Origin of the sequence: Sporomusa acidovorans, from assembly GCF_900101845.1 — a bacterium.
Taxonomy (GTDB): Bacteria; Bacillota; Negativicutes; order Sporomusales; family Sporomusaceae; genus Sporomusa; species Sporomusa acidovorans.
In genome coordinates this window covers 80711-102162 of record NZ_FNAM01000010.1, presented here as the reverse complement: position 1 = coordinate 102162, position 21452 = coordinate 80711, and the positions used below count along the sequence as shown (strand labels likewise).

The following is a 21452-nucleotide window of genomic DNA, read 5'->3' as shown; positions in this document are numbered from 1 at the left end:
CGCGCGGGTTTTTTTACATTAATTAGCTCTACCTGTTCCGTAATGTCCCCATGTAATTCTGAATCGCCAAGCTTTGCCAGCATGATATAATTATAATGAGGTTATTGACGAGGTGATTACTTTGTCTTCCACTACGAAACCGGCAAAAATCTTATTAGTCTCAGCATCAGTCGGCGATGGTCACACCCAAGCCGCACTGGCTATCAAAACAGCCCTAGAAAACCAAAAGCTATTCACCGCACAAATGGTCGATTTTATGGCCGGTGAAAACTCTTATCTAAACACGCTGGTAAAAGAAGCCTACCTCAAACTTATTGATATTTTTCCTGATATATATGACCTTCTTTACCGCTTTTCCCAGATGCCGGTACCGGGCAGCAAAGTGCAAAGCCTGATGGCTATGGCGATGAAACGCAGCATGCTTAAACTGATTGAAGCCCACCGACCGGATGCGCTTATCTGTACTCACCCTTTTCCGTGCGGTGCCGCTGCCTATCTTAAACGCAACCATAAGATCAATCTGCCGCTAATCGGCGTTATCACCGATTTTGCCATCCATCGGTTCTGGTGTTATCGCGAAACGGATTTATATTTTGTAGCTACCCCTGAGCTCAAACAGCAATTAGCGCGGCAAAATATTGATCTGTCCCGCATTCATGCTACCGGCATACCTGTCAATGAGAAATTCAGCCATATACCCAGCCAGGTAGAACTTGACTCGCTTCGCCGGCTGCTGGGCTTTGCCAACCCCCATCCGGTAATTCTCATTATGGGCGGCGGCTTGGGATTAGGCGACCTTGAACAAGCCGTACTGGCCCTTGATACTTTGCCATTACCCCTTAATTTGGTAGTCGTAACCGGGCGAAACGCCACTTTGCGCCGCAGCCTCTTATCCAAGGCACCAAACTTTGTTCACCCGCTTAAGGTGCTTGGCTATACCCGGCATATCCCGGAATTCATGTCGGTGGCCGATCTTTTAATTACGAAACCGGGCGCCCTCACCATCAGCGAAGCATTGTCAATGAAGCTCCCGCTGCTGTTGTATCAAGCTATCCCCGGCCATGAAGAGGAAAACGCCGCTTATTTAATTGGCAAGGGAGCGGCATTATGGTCACAAAACAGCCACAGTCTTACGGCCACAGTCCATGACCTTCTTGCCAATCCGCAGCAAATTAGCTCTATGCGCGAGATGGCAACCCAAATTGGTCGTCCAATGGCCTCCCAGGCCATTGCAGCGATAATCTGGCAAAAATTATTTGAACCAGATTTCGGATCCCTGTCAGGCGGACGCTTCATTTGATTGGAGCCAAAATCGCAAGGACTCCATCTGTCAAACCGCCACATTTCCCCCGGGCCATATCCAAGGAGGTGTTTCCCATTTCCAATACGGAAGCCGAGTTAAAACTACGTCTGGCCGATCCTGCCTGCTTAAAAAATTTGCTCAATGCCCACTTATTACAGGAATTGTTATCCCAGCCGGCCTACTGCCAACTGCTTGAGACCACTTATTATGATACGGCTGATCAACGATTACTGAAATCGCGCCTGTCATACCGCTTGCGCTCAGCAGATGGTAAGTGGACAGCAACCGTTAAAGCAGATGGTACAAGTGACGGCGGGCTGCACCAGCGTACTGAGTACAACCTATCGGTAGACAACCCGCTTCCCAGCCTGGAACCCTTTATGACCACAGCCATCGGCCCAAGGCTGGCAGCGGCCGTACAGAATATGCCCCTGGAACCTATCTTCCGCACCCGGTTCAATCGCCACATTATGAACCTCACGGCCCCGGATGGCAGTGAGATCGAACTGGCACTGGATGATGGCGACATCAGCGCCGGCAATAAACAGCAACAATTGCTGGAGCTGGAATTAGAATTAAAAGCAGGAAAACCACGGGCTTTGATTTGGCTGGGAGCGGCTTTGGCAAAAGATTTTCCTTTGCTGCCTGAACAAAATAGCAAATTGTACCGGGCAACTGTCCTAGCCGGCTTGGCTGATGGCCTTGGGCAGGACAGCCCGCTTCCCTGCCCGCTAAAAAAATCCACGGCAGTTCTCCCTGCCGACCAACTGCTCAGTCAATTACTGATCTATCATATACATACGACAATCAGAGCGCAGCAGACTTATTTATCCACTCCAGACCAAAGCGCCACACTAAACCAGTTTCGTGTGGCGCTGAGCAAACTGCATGCGTTACTGGAGCTTAGCGAACCGCTGCTTCCAGGCGAAGATTATTCTTCTTATGTGACCAGTCTCTCTGCCTGGCAGGAAAAACTTGATTACATTCACGCTCTTGCAAGATTTTGCCTTGGTTGGACTGAGAGCATGCGGTCTATGAGCAATGTGCTTGCCAATAAGGCCGGCAAACCAGCCCTAATACCCTTAGTTGACAATAAGCTTCAAGTAACCAAGGCCGCTTTTTTCACCGAAATTGCCACCGGTCAATGCACCCCCGTGTTCTTAGGCTTATGGTCAATTATAGAACACTGGTCCGCCAACATCTCCACAACACCTGTTAGCTGTAAAAAGTTTGTCCGGGAACGGTTAGCAGACTGGCTTGCCCATTTATTACAGCAGGGTGACAACCTGGATCCGGCTAACGAGGAAGCCGCTCATAGTCTATACCTTGCCGGCGAACGCCTGCGGTGCGCATTAGACTCGCTGGCACCTGCCCTGCCCGGCAATACCGGCGTGCTGTACCGACGTTTAGAACAACTCCAGGATGCATTAGGCAAAATTCTCGATACTGCGTTTACTCTGTCTCTTTTGCAAGAACTTGTCAAAGCCTCGGCCAGCCGTCTCACTCACCATGATTCCGGTCTCATCACCGGCTGGCACTTAGCCCGGTCAGCCACTACCCTGGAAAACTGGGATAGGACCTGGAGCAAAATAAGAAAAGCCGCCTACAAAGTAAAAAAACTAAGACCCCTTGAGGACGAAGCCATTTATAGAAGAAGTCCTGAACTGTAACCAGTTCAGGACTTCTCTTGTTTAGTGACCGCCGCCAGCCATTTTTCGTTGAATATATTTACTGGGAAGCGTGAACATCAGGTTAAAAATCAAAATCGTAATAATCAGCAGGGCACCCGTACCGTCGGCAATTGCTCCCCGGTCAGGCACCAGGCCGACAGCCATAACATACCACATGTGCACGGCCAGCGTTTCGCCGGCAGCCGTAATATCAAAATCAGGTACCGTGCGCGATACGGTCGTGCCGGCGGTAAATATCAAAATTGCAGTTTCTCCCAGTGCCCGTCCGGCGGTGAGCGTAATACCCGTAATAATTCCCGGCATGGCATTAGGCAAAACCACCCGCCAGATGGTTTGCCATTTAGTCGCCCCCAACGCCAGGCTGGCTTCCCGGTAATGCACCGGTACCGTACGAATGGATTCTTCCGTTACCCGTACCAGTACAGGTAAATTAAGCAGCATTAAAGTCAGTGAGCCACCGATAATACTAAACCCCATACCAAACAAATTAACAAAAATAATCATGCCGAATAATCCAAGAACAATGGAAGGTACGGTAGCCAAGCTTTCGGTGCTTAGCCGGATCATATCGGTTAAGCGGCCAGCGCCGGCATATTCGGCTAAATAAACCCCGGCACCTACGGCTGCCGGAATAGAAAACAGCATCGATAGCCCCAGAATATAAAACGAATTAAACAACTGCGGCCCCACACCGCCGCCAACGTTAATATCGCTAGGCATCCCGGTAATAAAATTCCAGCTCAAAACAGGCAACCCTCTTACCAGCATATATCCTAAAAAGGTAACAAGTATTGCCAATATTGCCGTACCGGCCAGCCACATAACGGCCGTAGCCAGTTTATCCAGACTTCGTGCCGACATTATGCCATCCTCCTTGCCGCAATTCTCCTAATAAGTAAAATCATAATCAATGATATAATGAGCAACACCAAAGCCATCAAAAACAATGAATTTCCCCAGGCCGAACCAAACGGTGTGTTACCCATCTCAACAACAATTTCACTGGGAAGAGTTGACGTGGGGGAAAACAGCGACTTTGCCATTTGCGGTGTATTGCCGATTACCATTTGTACCGCCATGGTCTCACCAATCGCTCTGGCCATGGCTAGAATAATAGCTGTCAAAATACCGGGCAAGGCAGTTGGTACAAGAACCTTGGAAATGGTTTGCCAACGGGTTGCCCCCAAGGCCAGGGAAGCCTCCTCCAAATTTTTAGGCACTGCCCGCAGGGCATCCTCGGATATACTAATAATGGTCGGTAAAATCATGATGGAGAGAATCAGGGCAGCCGCAAACAAACCAAAGCCGGTACTCACGTGGAAAAATTCACGGATAAACGGCACAAATACCGTCAATCCCACATAACCGTATACAACCGACGGAATGGCAACATACAAGTCTGTGGCCGGCCGCATAATTTCCCGCAGCCAGCCGGGTGCGATCTTGGCCATAAAGATGGCTCCTGCCAACCCAAGCGGCGCGCCAAACAACAACGCCAATAAGGTGACATATACCGAACCCATCAAAAAGCTCAAAGCACCGTATTGATCCTCCGCCGGATCCCACTTTGCCGTTAAGAAAAATTCCACAGGACTGACATCTTTAAAAGTTGCCAGCCCTTGTTGTCCCACAAAAATAATGATTGATAAAATAATGACCGTCATCAAAAAAGCACTAGCAATAAATAAATAACGAACATACCGGTCATAAATAAGTTTTGGTTGATGTTGCCGGTTGTCGGCCGCTATCGCCACTTCGCCACATCCTATCTAAAAGTTGTTTTTCTTAAATTATACGGTATTAGTATTTTGCGGTTGTTAATGCAATATTAAGATTGTGTTAATTTTTATATCGCTGAAATTCAGTCACAAGGTTCTGCGGCGAGTCGTTATTATCCAACAGGCTCAGCAAAAAGCCTTGCGCCGGTTTTGCGCAAAGCTTTTTAGTCACCCTATTCAGTTATTAACGTCAAAACAGGTTCACTATTTTTTCATACTGGTAATGGGAATGAAGCCACTCTTGGCGGCATAAGCCTCCTGAAATTCTTTACTCATAACAAAATCGATGAAAGCTTTAACAGCACCGGTAGGCTCTCCCTTGGTATACATATGTTCATAAGCAAAAACCGGATATTTGCCGTTAATAACGCTTTCCGGAGTATACTTTTCGCCGTTATAAGCCAAAGTCTTGACCGAATTATCCGCATACGCGGCATCTACATAACCGATAGAACCGGGAGTGCTGGCGATGGCGGCTTTTACCGCGCCATTCGAATCCTGGATAACTGCATTGTCCGTAAAGGCGGCATTTTTCAGAACAATTTCAGCAATAGTGGCGCGGGAACCGGAGGATTTAGCCCGGTGAATAATGCTAATTTTTTGGTCTTTGCCCCCAACTTCGTTCCAGTTGGTAATCTTGCCGGTAAAAATATCCGTATATTGTTGTTGGGTCAGATTATCAACAGTCACATCGGTGTTAGCAATGAAAACAAAGGGAGCCACAGCTACCTGATGATCAACCAGTCCTTTGTCTTTCAGTTCCGCTGTCAGAAAAACATCTGAGTTGCCAATGTTAACCGAGCCGGCAGCAACCTGATTCATGCCGGTAAAAGAACCGCCACCCGCAATATTCACCGTTACTTTCGGATTCTTTTTCTGGAATTCTTCCTGAGCCGGTTTTAAGAAAGGTAAGAGTGCTGTCGACCCGGAAGCAGTCACCGTACCGGATATTTCAGCTTGCGCTTTTCCCGCATCCTTCGGCGCCTCTTTTTGACCACCACAGCCAGCCAGTAGACTTACGCCCAGCATCATTGCCAGTGCGCTGGCTAGCATTCTTTTGGAAAGTTTCATGGTTTTTATTGCCCTCCTCGAAGTTTGTACGCTTGATGATTTTATTGTAATTGATTTTACATTCGATTGTGTTAAGTCCATGTTAAGGAAATGTTAAGATAGCAACTATATCCTATGCAGCCTCTATAGAAAAATGATATGATGGAATCAAACTTCACTGAGGGAGGCAATGAACAAGTGTTTACCCGTAACCTCCGCAACCGGCTGGTTATTTCTTTTTTAGCGCTCATCCTTTTTACGCTATTAGCACTTGGCGGCTATATATTGTGGTTCTTTTACCAGCATAACATTGCCAGTCTTAATGCCACTATGCTCAACCAAGCTAAAATCATTGAGGAATTAATTTACCCGGATATGGCCGGCCCTATCCAAAAAGGACAAATTGACGAAAAGGTTAAAGAACTTAGTTCCCGTACTGATTTACGGGTTACGGTAGTTGATACAACCGGAGTTGTCATTGCCGACTCGCAGCAAAATCCGGCGCTTATGGAAAACCACAGCGACCGGTCCGAAATAGCTCAGGCACTTGCCGGCAATAATGGCTACAGCGTTCGGGCAAGTACTACCCTGGACAGATCCCTGCTGTATGTGTCCACTCCCATTTATTATAATAACGAAATTACCGGCGTTGTCCGGGTCGCCATACCCTTGGATCACGTGGACGAGGGCTATCGCCGAATATTATCCGCCCTTTTAGTCGCTAGTTGTTTGACCTTTCTTGTAGCTATTTCCTTTAGTTTGGCCCTTGCTTATAAGTATACCCGCCCGCTCGAAAGAATTATCGATACGGCCAACGAAATTGCCCAAGGCGAGCTAAGTAAACGAATTTTTATTAAAACAGGGGATGAACTTGAACTGCTTGCCCATTCCCTCAACAACTTGACCTCAAGTTTGGAAGATAAAGTAACCGATATTATTGCCCAAAACCACAAGCTGGAGCTCATTCTCGAAAACATGGGCGATGCTGTTATCTTGCTTGACCGCTTTGGTAAGGTAACAACCGCCAATAAAACGGCAATAATATCCTTCGGCATCACCGAACAAATGCTTGGGCAGCATAATATCCAAGTCATCGGCAATAGCCTATTAGAGCAAGCGGCACAAGATACCCTACGGCTAAAACAAAGCCGGGTTATTGACTTAAAGACCAATATACACGACAAAAAGCGGGTATTTCAGGTATTCCTGGCCCCCATGATGAATGGAGAACAAGAACCTTCCGGCATTCTGGCAGTTTTTCACGATATAACAACTCTGCAAGAAATTCATGACCGCCAGGCTGATTTTGTTACCAATGCCTCGCATGAACTAGCTACACCGCTCACTGCGATCAAAGGCTTTGCCGAAACTTTGCTCGACGGTGCGCTAACGCAGCCTGAGTTAGGAAAGAAATTTGTCCGCATTATCTATGACGAATCTGACCGCATGCATCGCCTGATCCAGGATTTACTCCAACTAGCCCGGCTTGATGCCCAGGAATACCGCGAACAAATTAAATTGGAGCCGGTTGCTATTTTATCGGTACTGACGGCCGCCAAACAGGATCTGACGCCGCGTTGGCAGCAAAAAAAACAAGTCGTTGCTTTAGAGTGCTGTCAAGAATCCATTAACGCCCTGGCTCATCCCGACTGGCTCAAACAAGTTGTCGTTAATCTGTTGGAAAATAGTATCAAATATACCCCGGAGGCAGGTAAAATTACACTGTCCTGCTGGCTGGAAGACAATCAGGTGAAACTTGCCGTCAAAGATTCCGGCATTGGTATTCCGGCTAAAGACCTGCCGTTAATATTTGACCGGTTTTACCGGGTAGACAAGGCCCGTACCCGTTCGGCCGGCGGCAGCGGCCTGGGGTTGGCTATTGTTAAATTTATCGTTGAAATGCTGGGTGGACGCATTGATGTTGAAAGCCAGGTAAATGTCGGAACCACCTTTACCATAACACTCTCCAGGGCGTTAGAACCATAAAGAATACTGGACTTGTGCCAAGTCCTTCAAGATGCAGACAGAAGCTCTAGTCGGTTTTCTTTATTATCAGAAAAGATCAGTCCAATAATATGAAAAAAGGCGGGATTTACGTTACAGGTCTTGCAATAAACCGGAGTGAACTCCGGCCATTGCAAGTGCCTGCACGGCAATCCCGCCTTATCTTTATTTCCATTTACGCCACTATCTACTTTTTCCTTCTTCTCTGTCCCGTCACTAAATAAATGGTCCATTCGGCGATATTGGTGGCGTGATCGGCAATCCGTTCCAGGTAACGAGTAACAAAAATAAGCTGCGTAGCCTGGGTAATTGTTGTGGGATCTTCCATCATGTAGGTCAATAATTCCCTGAATACCTGATTATAGATATGATCAACTTCATCATCATTGAGACAAACCTGTTCAGCCAGCGTTATATCCAAAGCCGTATAAGCCTCTAAAGAATCCTTAAGCATCTTTTGGGCTAATTGTGCCATACGCGGGATATCGACAAGCGGTTTAATCAACGGTTGATTGTTCATCGAGAGCGCAATTTTGGCAATATCGTAAGCATGATCACCCATTCGCTCCAAATCAGTGGTAATCTTAAGACCAGTGCCAATAACGCGCAGATCGCGGGCTAAAGGTTGCTGCCTGGCGATTAAAACCATACATTTATCTTCAATCTCAACTTCCATCCGGTCGATTTCGTCATCGTCATCCATCACTTTGCGGGCTAATTTTTCATCCTGTCGGGCCAATGAAGCAACTGCCTCGTCAATCGCAATAGCTACCGCGTTGCCCATATTCAGTAAGTCCCGGCGCAAATACTCCAGTTCCTGGTCATAACTGTTTCTTGTTGTCACTTAATGTTTCCTCCTTTAACCAAAGCGTCCGGTAATATAATCTTCGGTTCGTTTATCCTGCGGCCGGGTAAAAATGTTATCGGTTCTATCATGCTCGACCAGATCACCGCTTAAGAAAAAGCCGGTATAGTCGGATACCCGGGCCGCCTGCTGCATATTGTGCGTAACCATAACAATCGTATACCTTGCTTTTAACTCTGTTACTAATTCTTCAATTTTCATCGTAGATATAGGGTCAAGCGCTGAGCAAGGCTCATCCATTAACAAGACTTCCGGTTCCACTGCCAGCAACCGGGCAATGCAAAGCCGTTGCTGCTGACCGCCGGATAGGCCCATAGCCGAAGAATGCAGCCGGTCTTTCACCTCATCCCACAACGCCGAACCTGTTAAGCTCTTCTCGACAATTTCATTCAAAACGGCTCGGTTGGATTGACCATGAATACGCGGCCCGTAAGCAATATTATCATAAATAGACATGGGAAATGGATTGGGCCGCTGAAAAACCATGCCTACCCGTTTCCGCAGCATGACTGTATCAATTTTGGGGTGATAAATATTCTCGCCGTCAAGCAATACTTCTCCCTCAATTTTGACACTTTCAATCAGGTCATTCATCCGATTAAGAGTTTTGAGAAAAGTCGACTTACCGCAACCGGACGGACCAATTAAGGCCAGCACGCTGTTTTCTGCAATATTAATCGAAATCTTTTTTAAAGCCAGGACGTCCCCGTAATACAGCTTTAATTTATTAACCTGAATTTTATAGTTCATAAGCCAGTCTAGCCTCCTGTAGTTTCTCATATGCAATATACCACAAAAACAGGGAGACGAATGTTAATATCTTGTTATTTTTTTCTTAATTTTTTATGATTAACTATACCCAAATATGCTTAATTTTACTAGCTTCTTGCACAATTACGCTTAATGTTAATTAACTGTAAATAATGCTAACTGTCCAAAAAACTGTCCAGTAAATACATGAAATAAGCAGGCTATTCGCCTGCTAAATAAGCCGTTATTGCGTTGGCTATGCTCTCCTTATCTCCGGGCATCAAGTGACCATAAGTATTATAGGTAATGCCAACATTTGAATGACCAAGGTATTCGGACAGTGCTTTTACATTCTCCTTCCGGGATATGCATATGCTGGCAAAGGTATGCCGCAAATCGTGAAATGTCCGGCGTTCTATTCCTGATTCCTTAACAATAGCATTGAATTTAGATGCAAGGACTGTCAGGGATAAGATTTCCCCTGTAGGCTTAGCAAACACCAGATTATTCTTTTCATATGCGTCCCCTAGCTCTAATTTCTCGGCCGCCTGCTTGGCCTTATGCTTCTTTAGTTCGGCAAGCACAGTAGCATGTATGGGAATAGACCTATGTCCATCGGTCTTAGTGCTGCCTATAATAAACTTTCTATTTGCCCGATCATACTTCACACTATGCTGAATATGAATCTTTTTGGCTTTAAAATCTATATCATCCCATGTAAGCGCTGCCAGCTCTCCCTTTCTTGCTCCGGTATGAATGGCTAGGTAAATTATCGTATAAAAGGGACTACCCTCAGCAGCTTTTAACAGCTTAACAATTTCATCTTTAACCAAAGGCTTAATCTTTTTTGCCTCTGGAGTTGGTAGCGCTATCTTGACTAAGGGATTCTTGGTTATATAACCGTCCACAACCGCCATATTTAAGGCGTCATTTAATATGGCTTTTATTAGTTTAAGTGTGCTTGGTGATAGCTTCTCACCTTTTTTATTAAAAAACTCTTGGATGTGTACTCTTTGAAGTTTTTTAAGCTGGCTATCGCCAAGTTCTGGAATAATATGCTGGTTAATCTGGTGTTCATATGCTGCATAGGTTGTAATTTCTGATATAGGAGGCTTCTTATATACCTCCAGCCACTTAGTAAGCCATTGCCCTAGCGTCTTTATGTCCGTTGCTGCTTTAAGGCCGTCCGCAAGCTCTTTTAGAAAGGTTTTTTCATTGGCCTTGCATTGCGCTTCTGAATTGCCGTAAATATTCTTTCTACCTTTATTGCCATAGTTATCCGTGTAACTAATCTTTTTCCACCACTTACCGTTAGCAAGTTGTTTAGGTTTAGTGCCTGCGCCGTTTTCCCGGCGTTCCTTTGCCATAATAACCCCTCCCAATCTGTTTTAAATTAAAACTTCCCATCCTAGCACGCTTACCACCAAATAGAGAACAAAAAACGGCTCCGCTGTCTCCGCATCTCCGCAAAGCAGCGCTGTTACTGGGCTGGCAGTGCGGAGATACTTGCGGAGCAACATTATTTAATATCTCCGCTAAGTCTCCGCAACAGGCTATCCCGCCCCAACACTCAGCCAGCAGCAAACGGTAATAGCTTCACCGCCAGCCGAAATTTATCACCGGCAATCATTTTGGCATTAGTCATAGCTCTTTTTACTTCTAAAGGCTTGAGCGTCCCTACATTCGCAATATGTGATATAACTTGCCCTGATTCGCTCTTAGTAACAATCAAGGCATAATTAATCGTTAACGGTTCTATTCGCTCTCTTAAAATAGCGCCGGGCAGTTCATCTAAAATAGCTAACCCTGTGTCCCAGCATTCCATTAAAATGTTTAGCTGCTGGAGCTGCCCTGCCGTTAGATCTGCCGATAATTGACGGTATAGCCGCCCGGCACGCCTTACGGCCCGTTTATGCTTTTCCGCAATGCTCTCTGATTGCAACATTTCTATACGATACTGCTTTTTATCCATATCACACGCCCCCATCAATTTTCATTTGCTGCTTAATGCCGGCCACCAGTTCAATTGCCGCCCTAGTCATGCTGGCCGCTGCCGCCTGTGCAGGAGTTTCCGGGTACTGCAAGATTTTTTGAATTGTGGTCAAAAATTGTTCGGCATCGCCTATGTACCAGTTAAGCCGTTCGCGCTTAAAGTCGGTCATGGCTTGTTCACCAATACGAGAAGTAATTTCTTAACGACTCTCGCCTGTTCTCTGGGGGTTAAATGAGGCATGTGGCATTGAAATGTAAATGAAGCAGTACGTCCCTCATAATCAATGGACATGGTCTTTTTGATACGTTTCATAAAGCTTTTCCTCCTATCATTTGACTGTTCTCCCGCCGCCTGATAGAATGAAAGGGCGGCAGGGTTCTGTAAAGGTTTCCTGACTGCTTGGCCTGTTCGGTGGCGTTAACACCGGCAGGCCCTTTGATTTTTAATCAGTGTCTAGCTCTTCCGCAATAGGTTTACAAGTATTCGCTTTGATATATTCCCTTACACTGATTTCTGATATACGCCACTGACGGCCAACTTTAAAACCTACAAGTCGACCAGATTTTAGTTCATCAGCAATAACTTGTTCAGACACTTTTAATAATTCCGCTAGTTCTTTTGGCGTATATACTGATTCTAAAACCAAGAATTCACCCCCTTTATATATTCTATAGCTATATTATATATTTAACTATATCTAAGTGTCAATAATTATATTAAACTATATGTAGTTGTCATAAGAGATATTATCGGACATAAAAATTATAAATTCCCACAACCCCAGTAAAATCAATACTCCCCAGCCTTTTATTCCTTCAAGGCAATAATTATCAGGACCATAACCCTTGATAATTTCCAATTTTTACAGCATGTCCACGTGGAGGAAACACATTTTAGTATTTTTACTGTTTTTTATTTTTCTCTAAGGGGGTTATATACCTGCATATGACGTTACCGGCGTTACCACCTCTTACAAGTCCTTGATTCATAAGGCTTTAACCGGTAACGTCATTGATTTTTTTGGCGTTACCTCGGCGTTACCTTTCTTTAAAATGGCGTTACCTCGGCGTTACCTTTCTTTAAAATGGCGTTACCTCGGCTGATATTCTCGCCCCCGATCAGGACACCAAACAATAGTTTCTGCTTGTCTTACCCGCCCCGGGCGAGATATAATATCTTTAAAGGTAGGTGTCAGTATGGAGAATCAAGAGTTATTGCAGGCCATCCGCTCTGTGATTCAAGAGGAAGTTAATCCCATTAAAGAAGAAATTAAAAGCCTAAAAGAAGGCCAGCAGCAAACCAATAAACGCCTTGACCGGATAGAATCTGACATGGCAAGCGAACGCCAACAAATTGAAATTAGCCAAATTGTTCACGGCCTCCGGCATAACTCAGAAGAAGTTAACGCCCAGCTTCATAATCTCGGCCACAATCTGAATGTTTTAACCGGTAAAGCGGCCACCAAAGAGGATATGGCTGAATTAAACGCTAAGCTTGAAGTCCTTAATTCCCGCCAATTCCAGCAAGAAGCAGCCATACATCAACTAAAAGCAGTTAAGTAGTTATCCCGGCCATTGCGCCGGTTATTTTTTTTGCTCTGGGGCGGGGCAACTGTTTCTGGCTGTCGAATTGTCGGGAGCCAGGTTCCCGGCAATTAGCTATCGCCCCGAACGATAGCTATGAATATTTTGAATGTTGGCCATTATAGGCTTTATGAGCACTCCCACTGCACCTGCAAAGGGTATTCATTCAATAAGCCCATTGTTATCCGTCAGAAAGATAACAATTTGCTGCCGGCCTAAACGACAACAGGACAGGTGTCCAAGTTGGATACCTCAACCGGCTCCGATCGGGACGGCTGTTAATGTGTTCGTAAAGTCAAGCTGCCCTCAGAATTGAGGGCAGCGCAAAATTCTGCTCTCTAATTCAAATTTTCTTTGTCCTGTTGCCCATTAACCAAAAGCCATGCCTCTATTGCCGACTGCAATATCAGTGCCGTAAGGCTTTCATCCCGCCCTGTGTCGTTTATCAGCCCCGTGGCCCGCAAGGACGCTGCTGCCATTGACGCAGGGGAATACAATAAATCCTGCTCCGGCTCTGTCGTAAACATTAGATATGCTCTAAGATTGATTAGTGCCTTGCGCTCACGGGATTCTTTCGGTTGTGAATCTATGAGCGCTTGCAGTTCATCCAGCATATTGTCGCTATCGCTAAACAATACCTGCTCCAACTCATTTTTCATGATGTACACTCTCCGATCTGGCCGGGAATAACCCCGGCTATTTATTTTTTGCGGCTTAAATGTAAGCCGTAAATTATTAAGCACTGAGCTATTTCTACAGAGCTTATGCAAATTCCGCACGCCCCCCACTTTGGACTTTGGGGAAACCTCCGAAACTGCCTCCCTTTCCTCCCGTACCTCCCAATGCCGCGAATTTACTAGCTTCCTTAACGGGAGGGTAATTGGGAGGTTAAAATTTGCCTCCCATTCATTCTTATTTGCCTCCCATAAAAAAGCCGCGCCATTACTGGGATTGGGAGGAACGGGAGATATGGGAGGGATTTTCCGTAATTCTACTAAGTCCGAAAGCGTACTCTAGCCGGACTATTCCCGGTTATTTATTTTTTTCGGCCAACTTCTTATATGTGTTGGAATTCCCACAGGGGGCAGACGTGGGGAAATTCCCCAACACATTATCGACTTGGAGGGGACGTTCCTTGCCGTCTACACCAATGTTTGTTTCTAACTGCGGAATTTCCGCAGTTCGTTGGTTCTTAACGCAATTAATCACGCAATCATTACGCGCAATTAATCACACGGATAATCACGCCGAAAGTAGTGTAGTACTGTAGTAATACACTCTGCAAATCCGTAGTACTACAGTGGAGCGTTCCTTTAAAATGCTCCACTCCAAAGTGGAGCGCCCCAAGAACGAAATCCCCTCAGTAATGGTAACATTACCATTAAGGCGAATAGTAACGCGTTACCATTTGCCCCACGGTGGACGCTGCACCCTACTGCACCCTTTTTGCGTCCGGATGCACACTTTTTAAGATGCATGGACGCATACAAAATTGCATCGCGATTTTTACTGCCGGGCAACGAAAAACCCTAAATCAAGTTTTTCCTCCGGACAGAAAAGTCCAGGAAAGCACTGGTAAACCCTTCCACATTATTTGAGTTAATTCCAAAAAAGGGCAGGCTGGTGCACGTACCGCGCGGCGCCAGCCTGCCCCTCATTACATAGCAATCATTTTTCCGCAGCAATGACCTCTTGCCATTCAGCCAGGACTTTTTGCGGCACAACAAGATCAACAGAAGGCTGATTGTCAAAATAAATTCTTAATGTAACAGTGTCGACGTCTTTCAGTTTACTAATCACTTCATTAGGAAACATAATATGCGTGTTCGTATAAAACGGTAAATACCCATTATCCTTAATATATTGACTATCTGACCGGTATACTGGAAGTGACTTTATTGCATCGCCTATCTTAATCTCTAAAAAATTACTTGAAAAAAACCACCAATTATCATGAGTGTATTTTGCAAGAGTAAGCATATAATTGGGAGTAGTCGAATTTTTAGTGTATCCTTTAGCAAATACAATACGGTTTAAATCACCAATATTTGAAACTATACTTGATACCCCATAATAGTCACTAAAAGAATCGTATTGCCTGGATATTTTAGCCTCTGAAGTCGATGTTAAACAAAATAGCACGACCAGTACGAAGAGACCTATAAATTTCTTCATTGAAATCACCCTTTTTGCTTTGACTATACCATTTTTTGCCGTTTTTCGTCAATTATCATATCCTTAAAATACGTTTTATGGTTCCCGCATCTTCTTTAATATAGTTCAGTAAAGCTCGCTTACCTTCACGAGATTTAACAAACTTGCTCATCGTGCCAGGATCAATAAAATTCGCGATACTGAGCGGAATAGTAGTACTATTGTTATTAACCAGTGAAGCGGCCAGTTCTTGCGGCCCGGGAATCGCGGCAACATTCCTATCTGTTAGCAAACCACCCGTAGCATAGTTTTTAAATATCTTTCTAGGGTCAACGCCATCATTCAATGCCGCCAATGCCCTTTCTCCAAGATTTTGTACCGCCCTACCGGTTAATATGCCCTCCCCGTTACCGATATTAATGATCTTGCCGAACTTTTGCGCGTAAGCCAATATGCTGTCACTTGTACTGGTACCGGGACCATGAACCACGCCGAAAGAATCGACAAAGCTGCCGCCTGTAGCGAAACTCCCGTCTGCTTTAAACGGCCCTTGTACGGCAATTCCGTTCACTGTCGGGCGTACCGGTGAAGTTAACCCCAAAGCTGCCATAATATTTTTTGTCAGGGCTTGCGCATAAATCCTCTGAATAGCGCTTAATACGGTAACCGCTAAGTTCCGGAAAGCTTCTCCAAGAGTTGCGCATTTTGTTATGCCGTCAGTAAGAAAAGTTAGTAGGCCGTCTTCGAAGGCGTCTTTTGAAGCTTTACGTACCTGTTCTAATATTGTCACGTATTTAGATGTTTCAGTAGATAAATTAGCTTGATTGGCTGCAATATTTGCCATGATCTCGGCGCCTTTATTCCCCTGCGCCAAAATAGCATCTGCCTGCATTCCATAAACAACCGCCTTTTTCGCCGCGGTAGCCCGCTGAGCGGCCTCAATCAAATCTGTTTTTTGGAGCGGCGTCAAATCCAGATTAGCGTTGATAGCGTCAATCTGCTGCTGCAAGGCTTTATCCAGGGCGTCAAGCAAATCCGTGATATAGTCCAGGACAGTGCCTTTTACTTCCCTTAATTTCTGCTCAATCTCCCGGGCTTTAGCCATCCAGCCAATTTCCTTGGCGGCGGCAAGCGCGGCATTCAGCTTGTCCACATACGTTTTGATTTTAGTATCAAAATCAGCCTGAAATTGCTTGATAGAATCGCCGGCAGCAGTGGTCCCGTCCAAGACGCTTTGAATTAGCTTACCCTGTGCCAGGCCCATATCGTTGACAACATAACCAATATTAGTCGTAGCATCCGTAACCTGTGCTTCAATAATACTGGCGGCATTGGACGCCTGCTGCGCCTTCAAGGCAAGATCGGCCTTATTAGCCGCAAGCTTGGCCAGCCGTTTCACATTCTCCGACTTCTGCAATTCCATTCGCGCCGCCTGCTCTAAGTTGCCTTCCAGCTTCAGCAGTAAGATTTGCGCATCCAGTGCCTGATCTTTGGATTCCAGCGCAGCCTGCCGGTATTCATAGGAATTCGTGCTTTGTGCCTCGGCCAGTTCAATTTCTTTGACGCGAATCTCAGACAGCAACGCCTCAATCTCGGCCTCTATGTTCTTCTTATCCGCAGCCGTATAATTCTTATTGCTCATCGCCTCGGTTTTATCGGCAATCTCCCCGCGAATCGTTTCGATCTGCGCGACAACCTTTTGTGTTAGAATCGTGCCGATTTGCTCAAAGTATTCATTGTCACCGATTTCTGCGGACTGAAACTGCTGCTTTAGCTTTGTTTCCTGCTGCGAAAGCTGGGCAATATATTCTTTTTCTATCCCTTCCCGCTGCGCTTCCAAAAATTTTAATTCCGCTTCTTTTAGTTCTTTAGCTGTTTGCGGCGGGTCAGTAAGATTAAGGTCATTTTCTTCGGAAAAATTTAAGTCCAAATGCGGCCCCCACATATCCGCTTTACTAGGGTCTGCCGGCGCGGTCATTTCATCAAGCACTGCTATCCCAAATTCTTTCGCAAGGCTCATTATCTGTTGCCTGAAAAACGGGTCTTCTGTGCCGGCCACATAGATGTCGGCTTTTTCGCCCCGGCCATGGCCACCCGTATCACCTGGCCGGAATCCGCTGGTAACCGTTACAGCATTATCAGGAAACATATAATTTATGGCAGCTATAAATTTTTCTAATTTGTCCATTGTGCCTTGCTTTAAACCCATGTTTACATCGGGATTTACATTATATACGGGCTTTTCCAGTTTGCCTTCAAGTTGCTGTGGTAGAGGAGAATTGATGTTTTCTTTTTCCTTGAAGTAGTCAGTTTTTGCTTTGCCGGCCTTGCTTAAATTCTCATACAGCTTGAACGCCTGATCGGCAGCATAGCCAATTGCAACCGCCAGTAATCCCCAGCCGGTAGTAGCCAACAGAGATTTTATGACCGTGCCTGTAGTTATTAGCGTAGCTTTAAAAGTCCCGCTCGTTGCTACCAGCATTCGAAAAATAGAAAGTTGATACTGCAATTGCAGAAGAATATCGGCTAGTATTGGCCGTAGCTTGCTAATGGACATCCATGCCAACAATGTGAAAGTCACCTGGCCGGCATTATCAAGAATCAGCTTAATCACAGACAATAGCAACGGAGCCGGACCGGAGGCTATCTTAGCTAGGGTAACAGAAAAGTTGACACCGCTTTTTATCAGTCCGGAAAGGTATTCTGAACTCTCTTTCAAAGCTGAAACTACTTCCGGATTCATTTCAACTTTTTTAATAGTCTTGCCGAATTCATCGGTTTTGACGGTCGTTATTGTCAAATATCCAATTATTGCATCCAGGCCAGCCTTTGCCGTGTCAATCAGCGGTTTAAATCCTTGTTCCGATACCAGGCTAAGAGCCGCATTCAGCATGTCGGTTTTCCCGGCAAGGGTTTTCGGGATCTCCCCGGCCACCAGCAAAAAGCCCTTCAGTTTATCATTAAGGTACTGGAACAACCCGCCCGCCGTCTGCTTAGCCTGCGCCACCTCTGTTGCCGTTATTCCCAACGCCTTTGATACCTGGCTGTCCATATTGATGTCACCGGAAACCATGGCTCTAAGTTCTTGAATTACTTGCATCGAATCCAACCCAAAACTTTTGACCGCCTTGGTACCGGTAGTAGCGATTTGAACTATTTCCTCCAGCGTCATCTGCGCCGCCAGGCCAGGCCCGACTATAGCCTGAAAGGCGCCCGCCGTATCTTTAATATTGAGATTAAATTGCAAGGAGCGCTGCTGCAGTGATTCGAAAGTCTGTTCTGAAATAGACAATGCCTCATTGAGTTCTAACTGCCGGCCATTCAGTTCCGTCATGGACAGCAGAATACCGGCCACGCCGACACGCGCCGACTCCATCTGTTTTGTATAATCAATCCCGGGAGCAATCGCTTTCGCCAGTATATCTCTGATTTTGCCGACTACATTAACAACGCCGTTGGCTATGATAGTCACATTCGCCAGGGTCTGGCCAAACGCCGCGGTACTGGCTGAGGCGTTGCTAAAGCCCGTTCCCGCGGAGCTGCCGGCTTGAACAAGCGCGCGTTCCGCAGCCTTGGCCATCTCCACCGTATGAAAAATAGCCTTTACAAAGCCCTGGTTGTCGGCGGTAATTTTTACGACAATCGCCTTACCTGCCATACATAAAAACCTCCATTCTTTTTAGGGCAGGCTTTTGGGAAAGCCTGCCCTGTCAACTTTATTGATTATTTCTTGGTCTGCTCTTCCATCATTCTATTGAGTGTGGAGCCGTCCAGATAAACGGCTGCCCGTACAGCATAAATAAAATCAGTCCGCCGTTCGATTTCCTGCTCTTTGGCTGCATCATAGTAGAATATCAACTGATCTTTAGTGTAAAGTTCAATTTCACGCATTCTGTGGCCGTTATGCAACAACGTGGCAATTATCTGTCCCCAGCCGATATCGTTGTCGCGAGTCCCGCCGTCAGCATTGGAAATTTGGGGAGGACCCGCCCGGAAAAAAAATCTCTGTTTACCTGCATGACATGTATAAGGAGCGTCATACCGTCATCGCCCGGCAGGGCCTCCACCCATGACCGGGGTTTATTGGCCCCGATTGCCAGGATATCTAAAAGATCATCACCACCCTCACTAAAGAGGCGAATAACAAAATTAACAATTTCTGGACTTATCTTGAAGCGATCATTGTCTAGTGAAATATCAAATAGCGCCTCACCATGTTTTTGGTACTCTTCAATTGCAATGCCGACAATACCAGTTGCCAAGGCGATAATCTTAGGCCACTTCCCGAAAGGGAATGGTGAAATTGTTATGGTTTCTTGCGATAATACCACCTCACGTTCCGGGAAAATAATGCTCATTTCGTCTTTATCATTCATATTTCACTACTCCTTTATATTTTTACAAATAACGTCTTTGTAATCATTCAAAGCTTTTTTATTCATCCATTACCAGGCCATATGGCGCTGATTCTTTTGCTTCTTGCTTACCGCCGCCGAAATACCAATCCTTTCCTTTTTCGGTACTAATGTCATTCGACAGTATTTGCAGGTTTTGTTCAATATTCATTGATTCCGTAAATAATAATGTTTCTCGCCGCTGCAATTCTTCCAATTTGGTAGCATTTGCTGCAATCCACTTCTTTTCTTGCGGCGTCTGTTCAGCAGTACAAGCTTCATTGTAGAGCTGATTAAGACGTGCCCGTAAACCGGTGCCATTAATGTCGAACCGCTCAAAGCCTTGCTTGATACCCAGGAACCCTCTTACAACCGCAGCCGGATTCTCTTGAATAGCATCGCTCACTGCAGCCAAAAACTTATCAGCCGTATCAGCCATAGAGAGCTTCGTTATTAATCTTTCAAAAGACCGCTGCTCAGCCGCCAGTGCGACAGACTGTGCAAGCAGCGTAGCAATACCGATATCTGCTGAAGCCATACTTTCGTGATTCGGTATTGACACTTTCGGCAAAGGCCGGACAAATTTTGATTTTCGCATTTCATTAATTTGTCCCCTAACAGCTTCGATGTGTGTTTTATTAATATTCTGTTCTGACAACAATTCTTCGCGGGTTTGCTTTTGCAATTCCGATATTTTGCTTTTTTTGCCAGCGTCCGAAAGCATCCGATCATTAAGGATCGCTCGTTTTTTGTCAAAATAGTCCATTTGTAAGTTTCCCCCTCAAAATTTTATTGATGTTTTGATGAAAAGTACGGCGCCGGCGGCGGCCTGCCCAATGCCTGCATTATTTTGACCCCCTGTCCGCCATGGCAGGGACGCGAGTCCAAAACTTGAACACGCGCACAATTTCATTTTGCGGTCTGTCTAATGCGCGCCCTTGCTTTGCGATCGATGCGCACCAGGCGCGGTGAATTTCCGCCATTGTATTGTTGTCCAGGTTATGGGCTGTTTGGAATTCGTGATAAGCTTTAATAATCATTTTGCGAACCTTGAATTTTGCAATCTTGCGATTCTCTTCTGCCTGGTTGTTATCATCAAAAAGGGTCAACAACAAATCTGTTTGTTTCCATTGCTTACAGACTTGATAAATCTGATTTGCAATCTCCTGTCGATATGCCACTACTAAATCAGTCATGGCCCCCTCCTTGCTCCACTCGTTACAGGCCTTTTGCAATGCCTCCAATGCCCCCGGGCAGGCGTCACACCTTCGCAGATATCGGATAAGACTTTTAAGATCACCCGAATACGGAAAGTTCTTGTCTTTCGCAACATCCCTGGCGATATCACCTATTGAATCATCCCGGCGTCCCTGAGCTATTATGAATTGTTTAAAACTCATAGTTTCCTTCTTTTGCCTCGCCGATCACGCCGCCAAACATGCGTTTCGCGTCGATCAGACAGCGCAACTCTTCTATTCCATCCATTGCCGTTTCAACGACAAGTTTTAATTCCTCTGTAGTAAAAACCAATTCAACTTCTGCCTGCCGCTTACGGGCGGCTGTCTCCGGATTAGAACATACCCATACAGCGAGGCCCAAAACTTGCTGATATTCCGGTAATACTTTGATTAAAACCGAACCGTTGAATGTGCCAGCATAAATGGCATTTATGACGCATTCCGCCGTTGAATAGCGATTCTGCTCAGCCGGTTTCTTATTAACTTCAAAATCAATACCCGGCATTAACATTTTTCTTATCACCTCCACCGCTTTTTATTTTTTAGAAGAAGGGGCCTATTTTGGCGTTACCGACGTTACCTTTAGTAGCAAGGTAACGCCATTTTCTAGAAAGGTAACGCCGCGGTAACGCCATTTTTTGCCTTGGTG

At 45.6% G+C, this 21452-nt stretch carries 22 protein-coding genes; 4 read left to right on the top strand and 18 right to left on the bottom strand.

Going from position 1 to position 21452, the window contains the following annotated elements; all coding sequences use genetic code 11:
- Positions 1-121: 121 nt before the first annotated feature.
- Together BLR65_RS09325 and BLR65_RS09320 are read left to right on the top strand one after the other, a co-directional pair.
- On the top strand, positions 122-1300 hold the full coding sequence (locus BLR65_RS09325; protein WP_169716714.1) for an MGDG synthase family glycosyltransferase: 1179 nt from the start codon (positions 122-124) through the stop codon (positions 1298-1300).
- Positions 1297-2973: a CYTH and CHAD domain-containing protein gene (locus BLR65_RS09320; RefSeq protein WP_093793920.1), complete on the top strand. Its 1677-nt coding sequence runs from the start codon at positions 1297-1299 to the stop codon at positions 2971-2973. Before BLR65_RS09325 ends, BLR65_RS09320 begins: the two co-directional genes overlap by 4 nt.
- Positions 2974-2994: 21 nt before the next feature.
- On the opposite strand, the gene pstA is transcribed toward BLR65_RS09320, so the two are convergent.
- The 3 genes from pstA to BLR65_RS09305 all read right to left on the bottom strand — a co-directional run bounded on the left by pstA (position 2995) and on the right by BLR65_RS09305 (position 5843).
- Positions 2995-3855, bottom strand: a complete 861-nt coding sequence (gene pstA / locus BLR65_RS09315; protein WP_093793919.1) for a phosphate ABC transporter permease PstA — start codon at positions 3853-3855, stop codon at positions 2995-2997.
- Positions 3855-4742 (bottom strand): phosphate ABC transporter permease subunit PstC, encoded by an 888-nt coding sequence (gene pstC, locus BLR65_RS09310; protein ID WP_093793958.1) that lies wholly within the window; start codon positions 4740-4742, stop codon positions 3855-3857. The genes pstA and pstC overlap by 1 nt, the downstream gene beginning before the upstream one ends.
- Positions 4743-4976: 234 nt before the next feature.
- Positions 4977-5843 carry a phosphate ABC transporter substrate-binding protein gene (locus BLR65_RS09305; RefSeq protein ID WP_093793918.1) on the bottom strand — a complete coding sequence of 289 codons (867 nt, stop codon included), beginning with the start codon at positions 5841-5843 and terminating at the stop codon, positions 4977-4979.
- A gap of 177 nt (positions 5844-6020) precedes the next feature.
- Here BLR65_RS09305 and BLR65_RS09300 point away from each other — a divergent pair, with 177 nt between their 5' ends.
- Positions 6021-7808 (top strand): sensor histidine kinase, encoded by a 1788-nt coding sequence (locus BLR65_RS09300; protein ID WP_093793917.1) that lies wholly within the window; start codon positions 6021-6023, stop codon positions 7806-7808.
- A 205-nt stretch (positions 7809-8013) separates the two neighbouring features.
- Here the strand turns inward: BLR65_RS09300 and phoU are convergent, their stop codons facing one another.
- The 7 genes from phoU to BLR65_RS09270 all read right to left on the bottom strand — a co-directional run bounded on the left by phoU (position 8014) and on the right by BLR65_RS09270 (position 12080).
- Complete coding sequence (phoU, locus tag BLR65_RS09295) at positions 8014-8610, bottom strand: phosphate signaling complex protein PhoU (protein WP_373657735.1); 597 nt, start codon at positions 8608-8610, stop codon at positions 8014-8016.
- Positions 8611-8685: 75 nt separating this feature from the next.
- Complete coding sequence (pstB, locus tag BLR65_RS09290; RefSeq protein WP_093793915.1) at positions 8686-9441, bottom strand: phosphate ABC transporter ATP-binding protein PstB; 756 nt, start codon at positions 9439-9441, stop codon at positions 8686-8688.
- 221 nt (positions 9442-9662) lie between these two features.
- The gene (locus BLR65_RS09285; RefSeq protein ID WP_093793914.1) at positions 9663-10808 is read right to left on the bottom strand and encodes a tyrosine-type recombinase/integrase; all 1146 of its coding nucleotides are present in this window, start codon (positions 10806-10808) and stop codon (positions 9663-9665) included.
- Positions 10809-11011: 203 nt separating this feature from the next.
- The gene (locus BLR65_RS09280; RefSeq protein ID WP_093793913.1) at positions 11012-11413 is read right to left on the bottom strand and encodes a hypothetical protein; all 402 of its coding nucleotides are present in this window, start codon (positions 11411-11413) and stop codon (positions 11012-11014) included.
- A gap of 1 nt (position 11414) precedes the next feature.
- Positions 11415-11603, bottom strand: coding sequence for a hypothetical protein (locus BLR65_RS09275; protein WP_093793912.1), 189 nt, complete (start codon positions 11601-11603; stop codon positions 11415-11417).
- On the bottom strand, positions 11600-11746 hold the full coding sequence (locus BLR65_RS29665; protein WP_169716713.1) for a hypothetical protein: 147 nt from the start codon (positions 11744-11746) through the stop codon (positions 11600-11602). Before BLR65_RS29665 ends, BLR65_RS09275 begins: the two co-directional genes overlap by 4 nt.
- 130 nt (positions 11747-11876) lie before the next feature.
- Positions 11877-12080, bottom strand: a complete 204-nt coding sequence (locus tag BLR65_RS09270; RefSeq protein ID WP_169716712.1) for a helix-turn-helix domain-containing protein — start codon at positions 12078-12080, stop codon at positions 11877-11879.
- Positions 12081-12630: 550 nt separating this feature from the next.
- Between BLR65_RS09270 and BLR65_RS09265 the strand changes: the two genes are divergently transcribed.
- Complete coding sequence (locus BLR65_RS09265; protein WP_093793910.1) at positions 12631-12996, top strand: hypothetical protein; 366 nt, start codon at positions 12631-12633, stop codon at positions 12994-12996.
- Positions 12997-13355: 359 nt separating this feature from the next.
- Here BLR65_RS09265 and BLR65_RS09260 read toward each other — a convergent pair whose 3' ends face one another.
- The 8 genes from BLR65_RS09260 to BLR65_RS09225 form a co-directional block, all read right to left on the bottom strand.
- On the bottom strand, positions 13356-13676 hold the full coding sequence (locus BLR65_RS09260) for a hypothetical protein (RefSeq protein WP_093793909.1): 321 nt from the start codon (positions 13674-13676) through the stop codon (positions 13356-13358).
- A 1009-nt stretch (positions 13677-14685) separates the two neighbouring features.
- Complete coding sequence (locus BLR65_RS09255; RefSeq protein WP_093793908.1) at positions 14686-15192, bottom strand: hypothetical protein; 507 nt, start codon at positions 15190-15192, stop codon at positions 14686-14688.
- A 55-nt stretch (positions 15193-15247) separates the two neighbouring features.
- A complete protein-coding gene (locus BLR65_RS09250; protein ID WP_093793907.1) occupies positions 15248-18829 on the bottom strand; it encodes a hypothetical protein in 3582 nt (1193 codons plus the stop codon).
- 65 nt (positions 18830-18894) lie between these two features.
- Positions 18895-19062, bottom strand: coding sequence for a hypothetical protein (locus tag BLR65_RS29660; RefSeq protein ID WP_169716711.1), 168 nt, complete (start codon positions 19060-19062; stop codon positions 18895-18897).
- Between the two features lie 29 nt (positions 19063-19091).
- The gene (locus BLR65_RS09240; RefSeq protein WP_093793905.1) at positions 19092-19547 is read right to left on the bottom strand and encodes a DUF6631 family protein; all 456 of its coding nucleotides are present in this window, start codon (positions 19545-19547) and stop codon (positions 19092-19094) included.
- 58 nt (positions 19548-19605) lie between these two features.
- Positions 19606-20331 carry a hypothetical protein gene (locus tag BLR65_RS09235; protein ID WP_093793904.1) on the bottom strand — a complete coding sequence of 242 codons (726 nt, stop codon included), beginning with the start codon at positions 20329-20331 and terminating at the stop codon, positions 19606-19608.
- A gap of 79 nt (positions 20332-20410) precedes the next feature.
- A complete protein-coding gene (locus BLR65_RS09230) occupies positions 20411-20965 on the bottom strand; it encodes a YozE family protein (protein ID WP_093793903.1) in 555 nt (184 codons plus the stop codon).
- Complete coding sequence (locus BLR65_RS09225; RefSeq protein ID WP_093793902.1) at positions 20955-21314, bottom strand: hypothetical protein; 360 nt, start codon at positions 21312-21314, stop codon at positions 20955-20957. The genes BLR65_RS09230 and BLR65_RS09225 overlap by 11 nt, the downstream gene beginning before the upstream one ends.
- Positions 21315-21452: the final 138 nt, after the last annotated feature.

What these genes read in the sequence shown, in the direction of transcription:
- pstA (WP_093793919.1), bottom strand. Translation starts at nt 3,855, where the DNA reads ATGTCGGCACGAAGTCTGGATAAACTGGCTACGGCCGTTATGTGGCTG.
- BLR65_RS09305 (WP_093793918.1), bottom strand. Translation starts at nt 5,843, where the DNA reads ATGAAACTTTCCAAAAGAATGCTAGCCAGCGCACTGGCAATGATGCTG.
- phoU (WP_373657735.1), bottom strand. Translation starts at nt 8,610, where the DNA reads ATGGGCAACGCGGTAGCTATTGCGATTGACGAGGCAGTTGCTTCATTG.
- pstB (WP_093793915.1), bottom strand. Translation starts at nt 9,441, where the DNA reads ATGAACTATAAAATTCAGGTTAATAAATTAAAGCTGTATTACGGGGAC.
- BLR65_RS09285 (WP_093793914.1), bottom strand. Translation starts at nt 10,808, where the DNA reads ATGGCAAAGGAACGCCGGGAAAACGGCGCAGGCACTAAACCTAAACAA.
- BLR65_RS09280 (WP_093793913.1), bottom strand. Translation starts at nt 11,413, where the DNA reads ATGGATAAAAAGCAGTATCGTATAGAAATGTTGCAATCAGAGAGCATT.
- BLR65_RS09275 (WP_093793912.1), bottom strand. Translation starts at nt 11,603, where the DNA reads ATGACCGACTTTAAGCGCGAACGGCTTAACTGGTACATAGGCGATGCC.
- BLR65_RS29665 (WP_169716713.1), bottom strand. Translation starts at nt 11,746, where the DNA reads ATGAAACGTATCAAAAAGACCATGTCCATTGATTATGAGGGACGTACT.
- BLR65_RS09265 (WP_093793910.1), top strand. Translation starts at nt 12,631, where the DNA reads ATGGAGAATCAAGAGTTATTGCAGGCCATCCGCTCTGTGATTCAAGAG.
- BLR65_RS09260 (WP_093793909.1), bottom strand. Translation starts at nt 13,676, where the DNA reads ATGAAAAATGAGTTGGAGCAGGTATTGTTTAGCGATAGCGACAATATG.
- BLR65_RS09255 (WP_093793908.1), bottom strand. Translation starts at nt 15,192, where the DNA reads ATGAAGAAATTTATAGGTCTCTTCGTACTGGTCGTGCTATTTTGTTTA.
- BLR65_RS09250 (WP_093793907.1), bottom strand. Translation starts at nt 18,829, where the DNA reads ATGGCAGGTAAGGCGATTGTCGTAAAAATTACCGCCGACAACCAGGGC.
- BLR65_RS29660 (WP_169716711.1), bottom strand. Translation starts at nt 19,062, where the DNA reads ATGCGTGAAATTGAACTTTACACTAAAGATCAGTTGATATTCTACTAT.
- BLR65_RS09240 (WP_093793905.1), bottom strand. Translation starts at nt 19,547, where the DNA reads ATGAATGATAAAGACGAAATGAGCATTATTTTCCCGGAACGTGAGGTG.
- BLR65_RS09235 (WP_093793904.1), bottom strand. Translation starts at nt 20,331, where the DNA reads ATGGACTATTTTGACAAAAAACGAGCGATCCTTAATGATCGGATGCTT.
- BLR65_RS09230 (WP_093793903.1), bottom strand. Translation starts at nt 20,965, where the DNA reads ATGAGTTTTAAACAATTCATAATAGCTCAGGGACGCCGGGATGATTCA.
- BLR65_RS09225 (WP_093793902.1), bottom strand. Translation starts at nt 21,314, where the DNA reads ATGTTAATGCCGGGTATTGATTTTGAAGTTAATAAGAAACCGGCTGAG.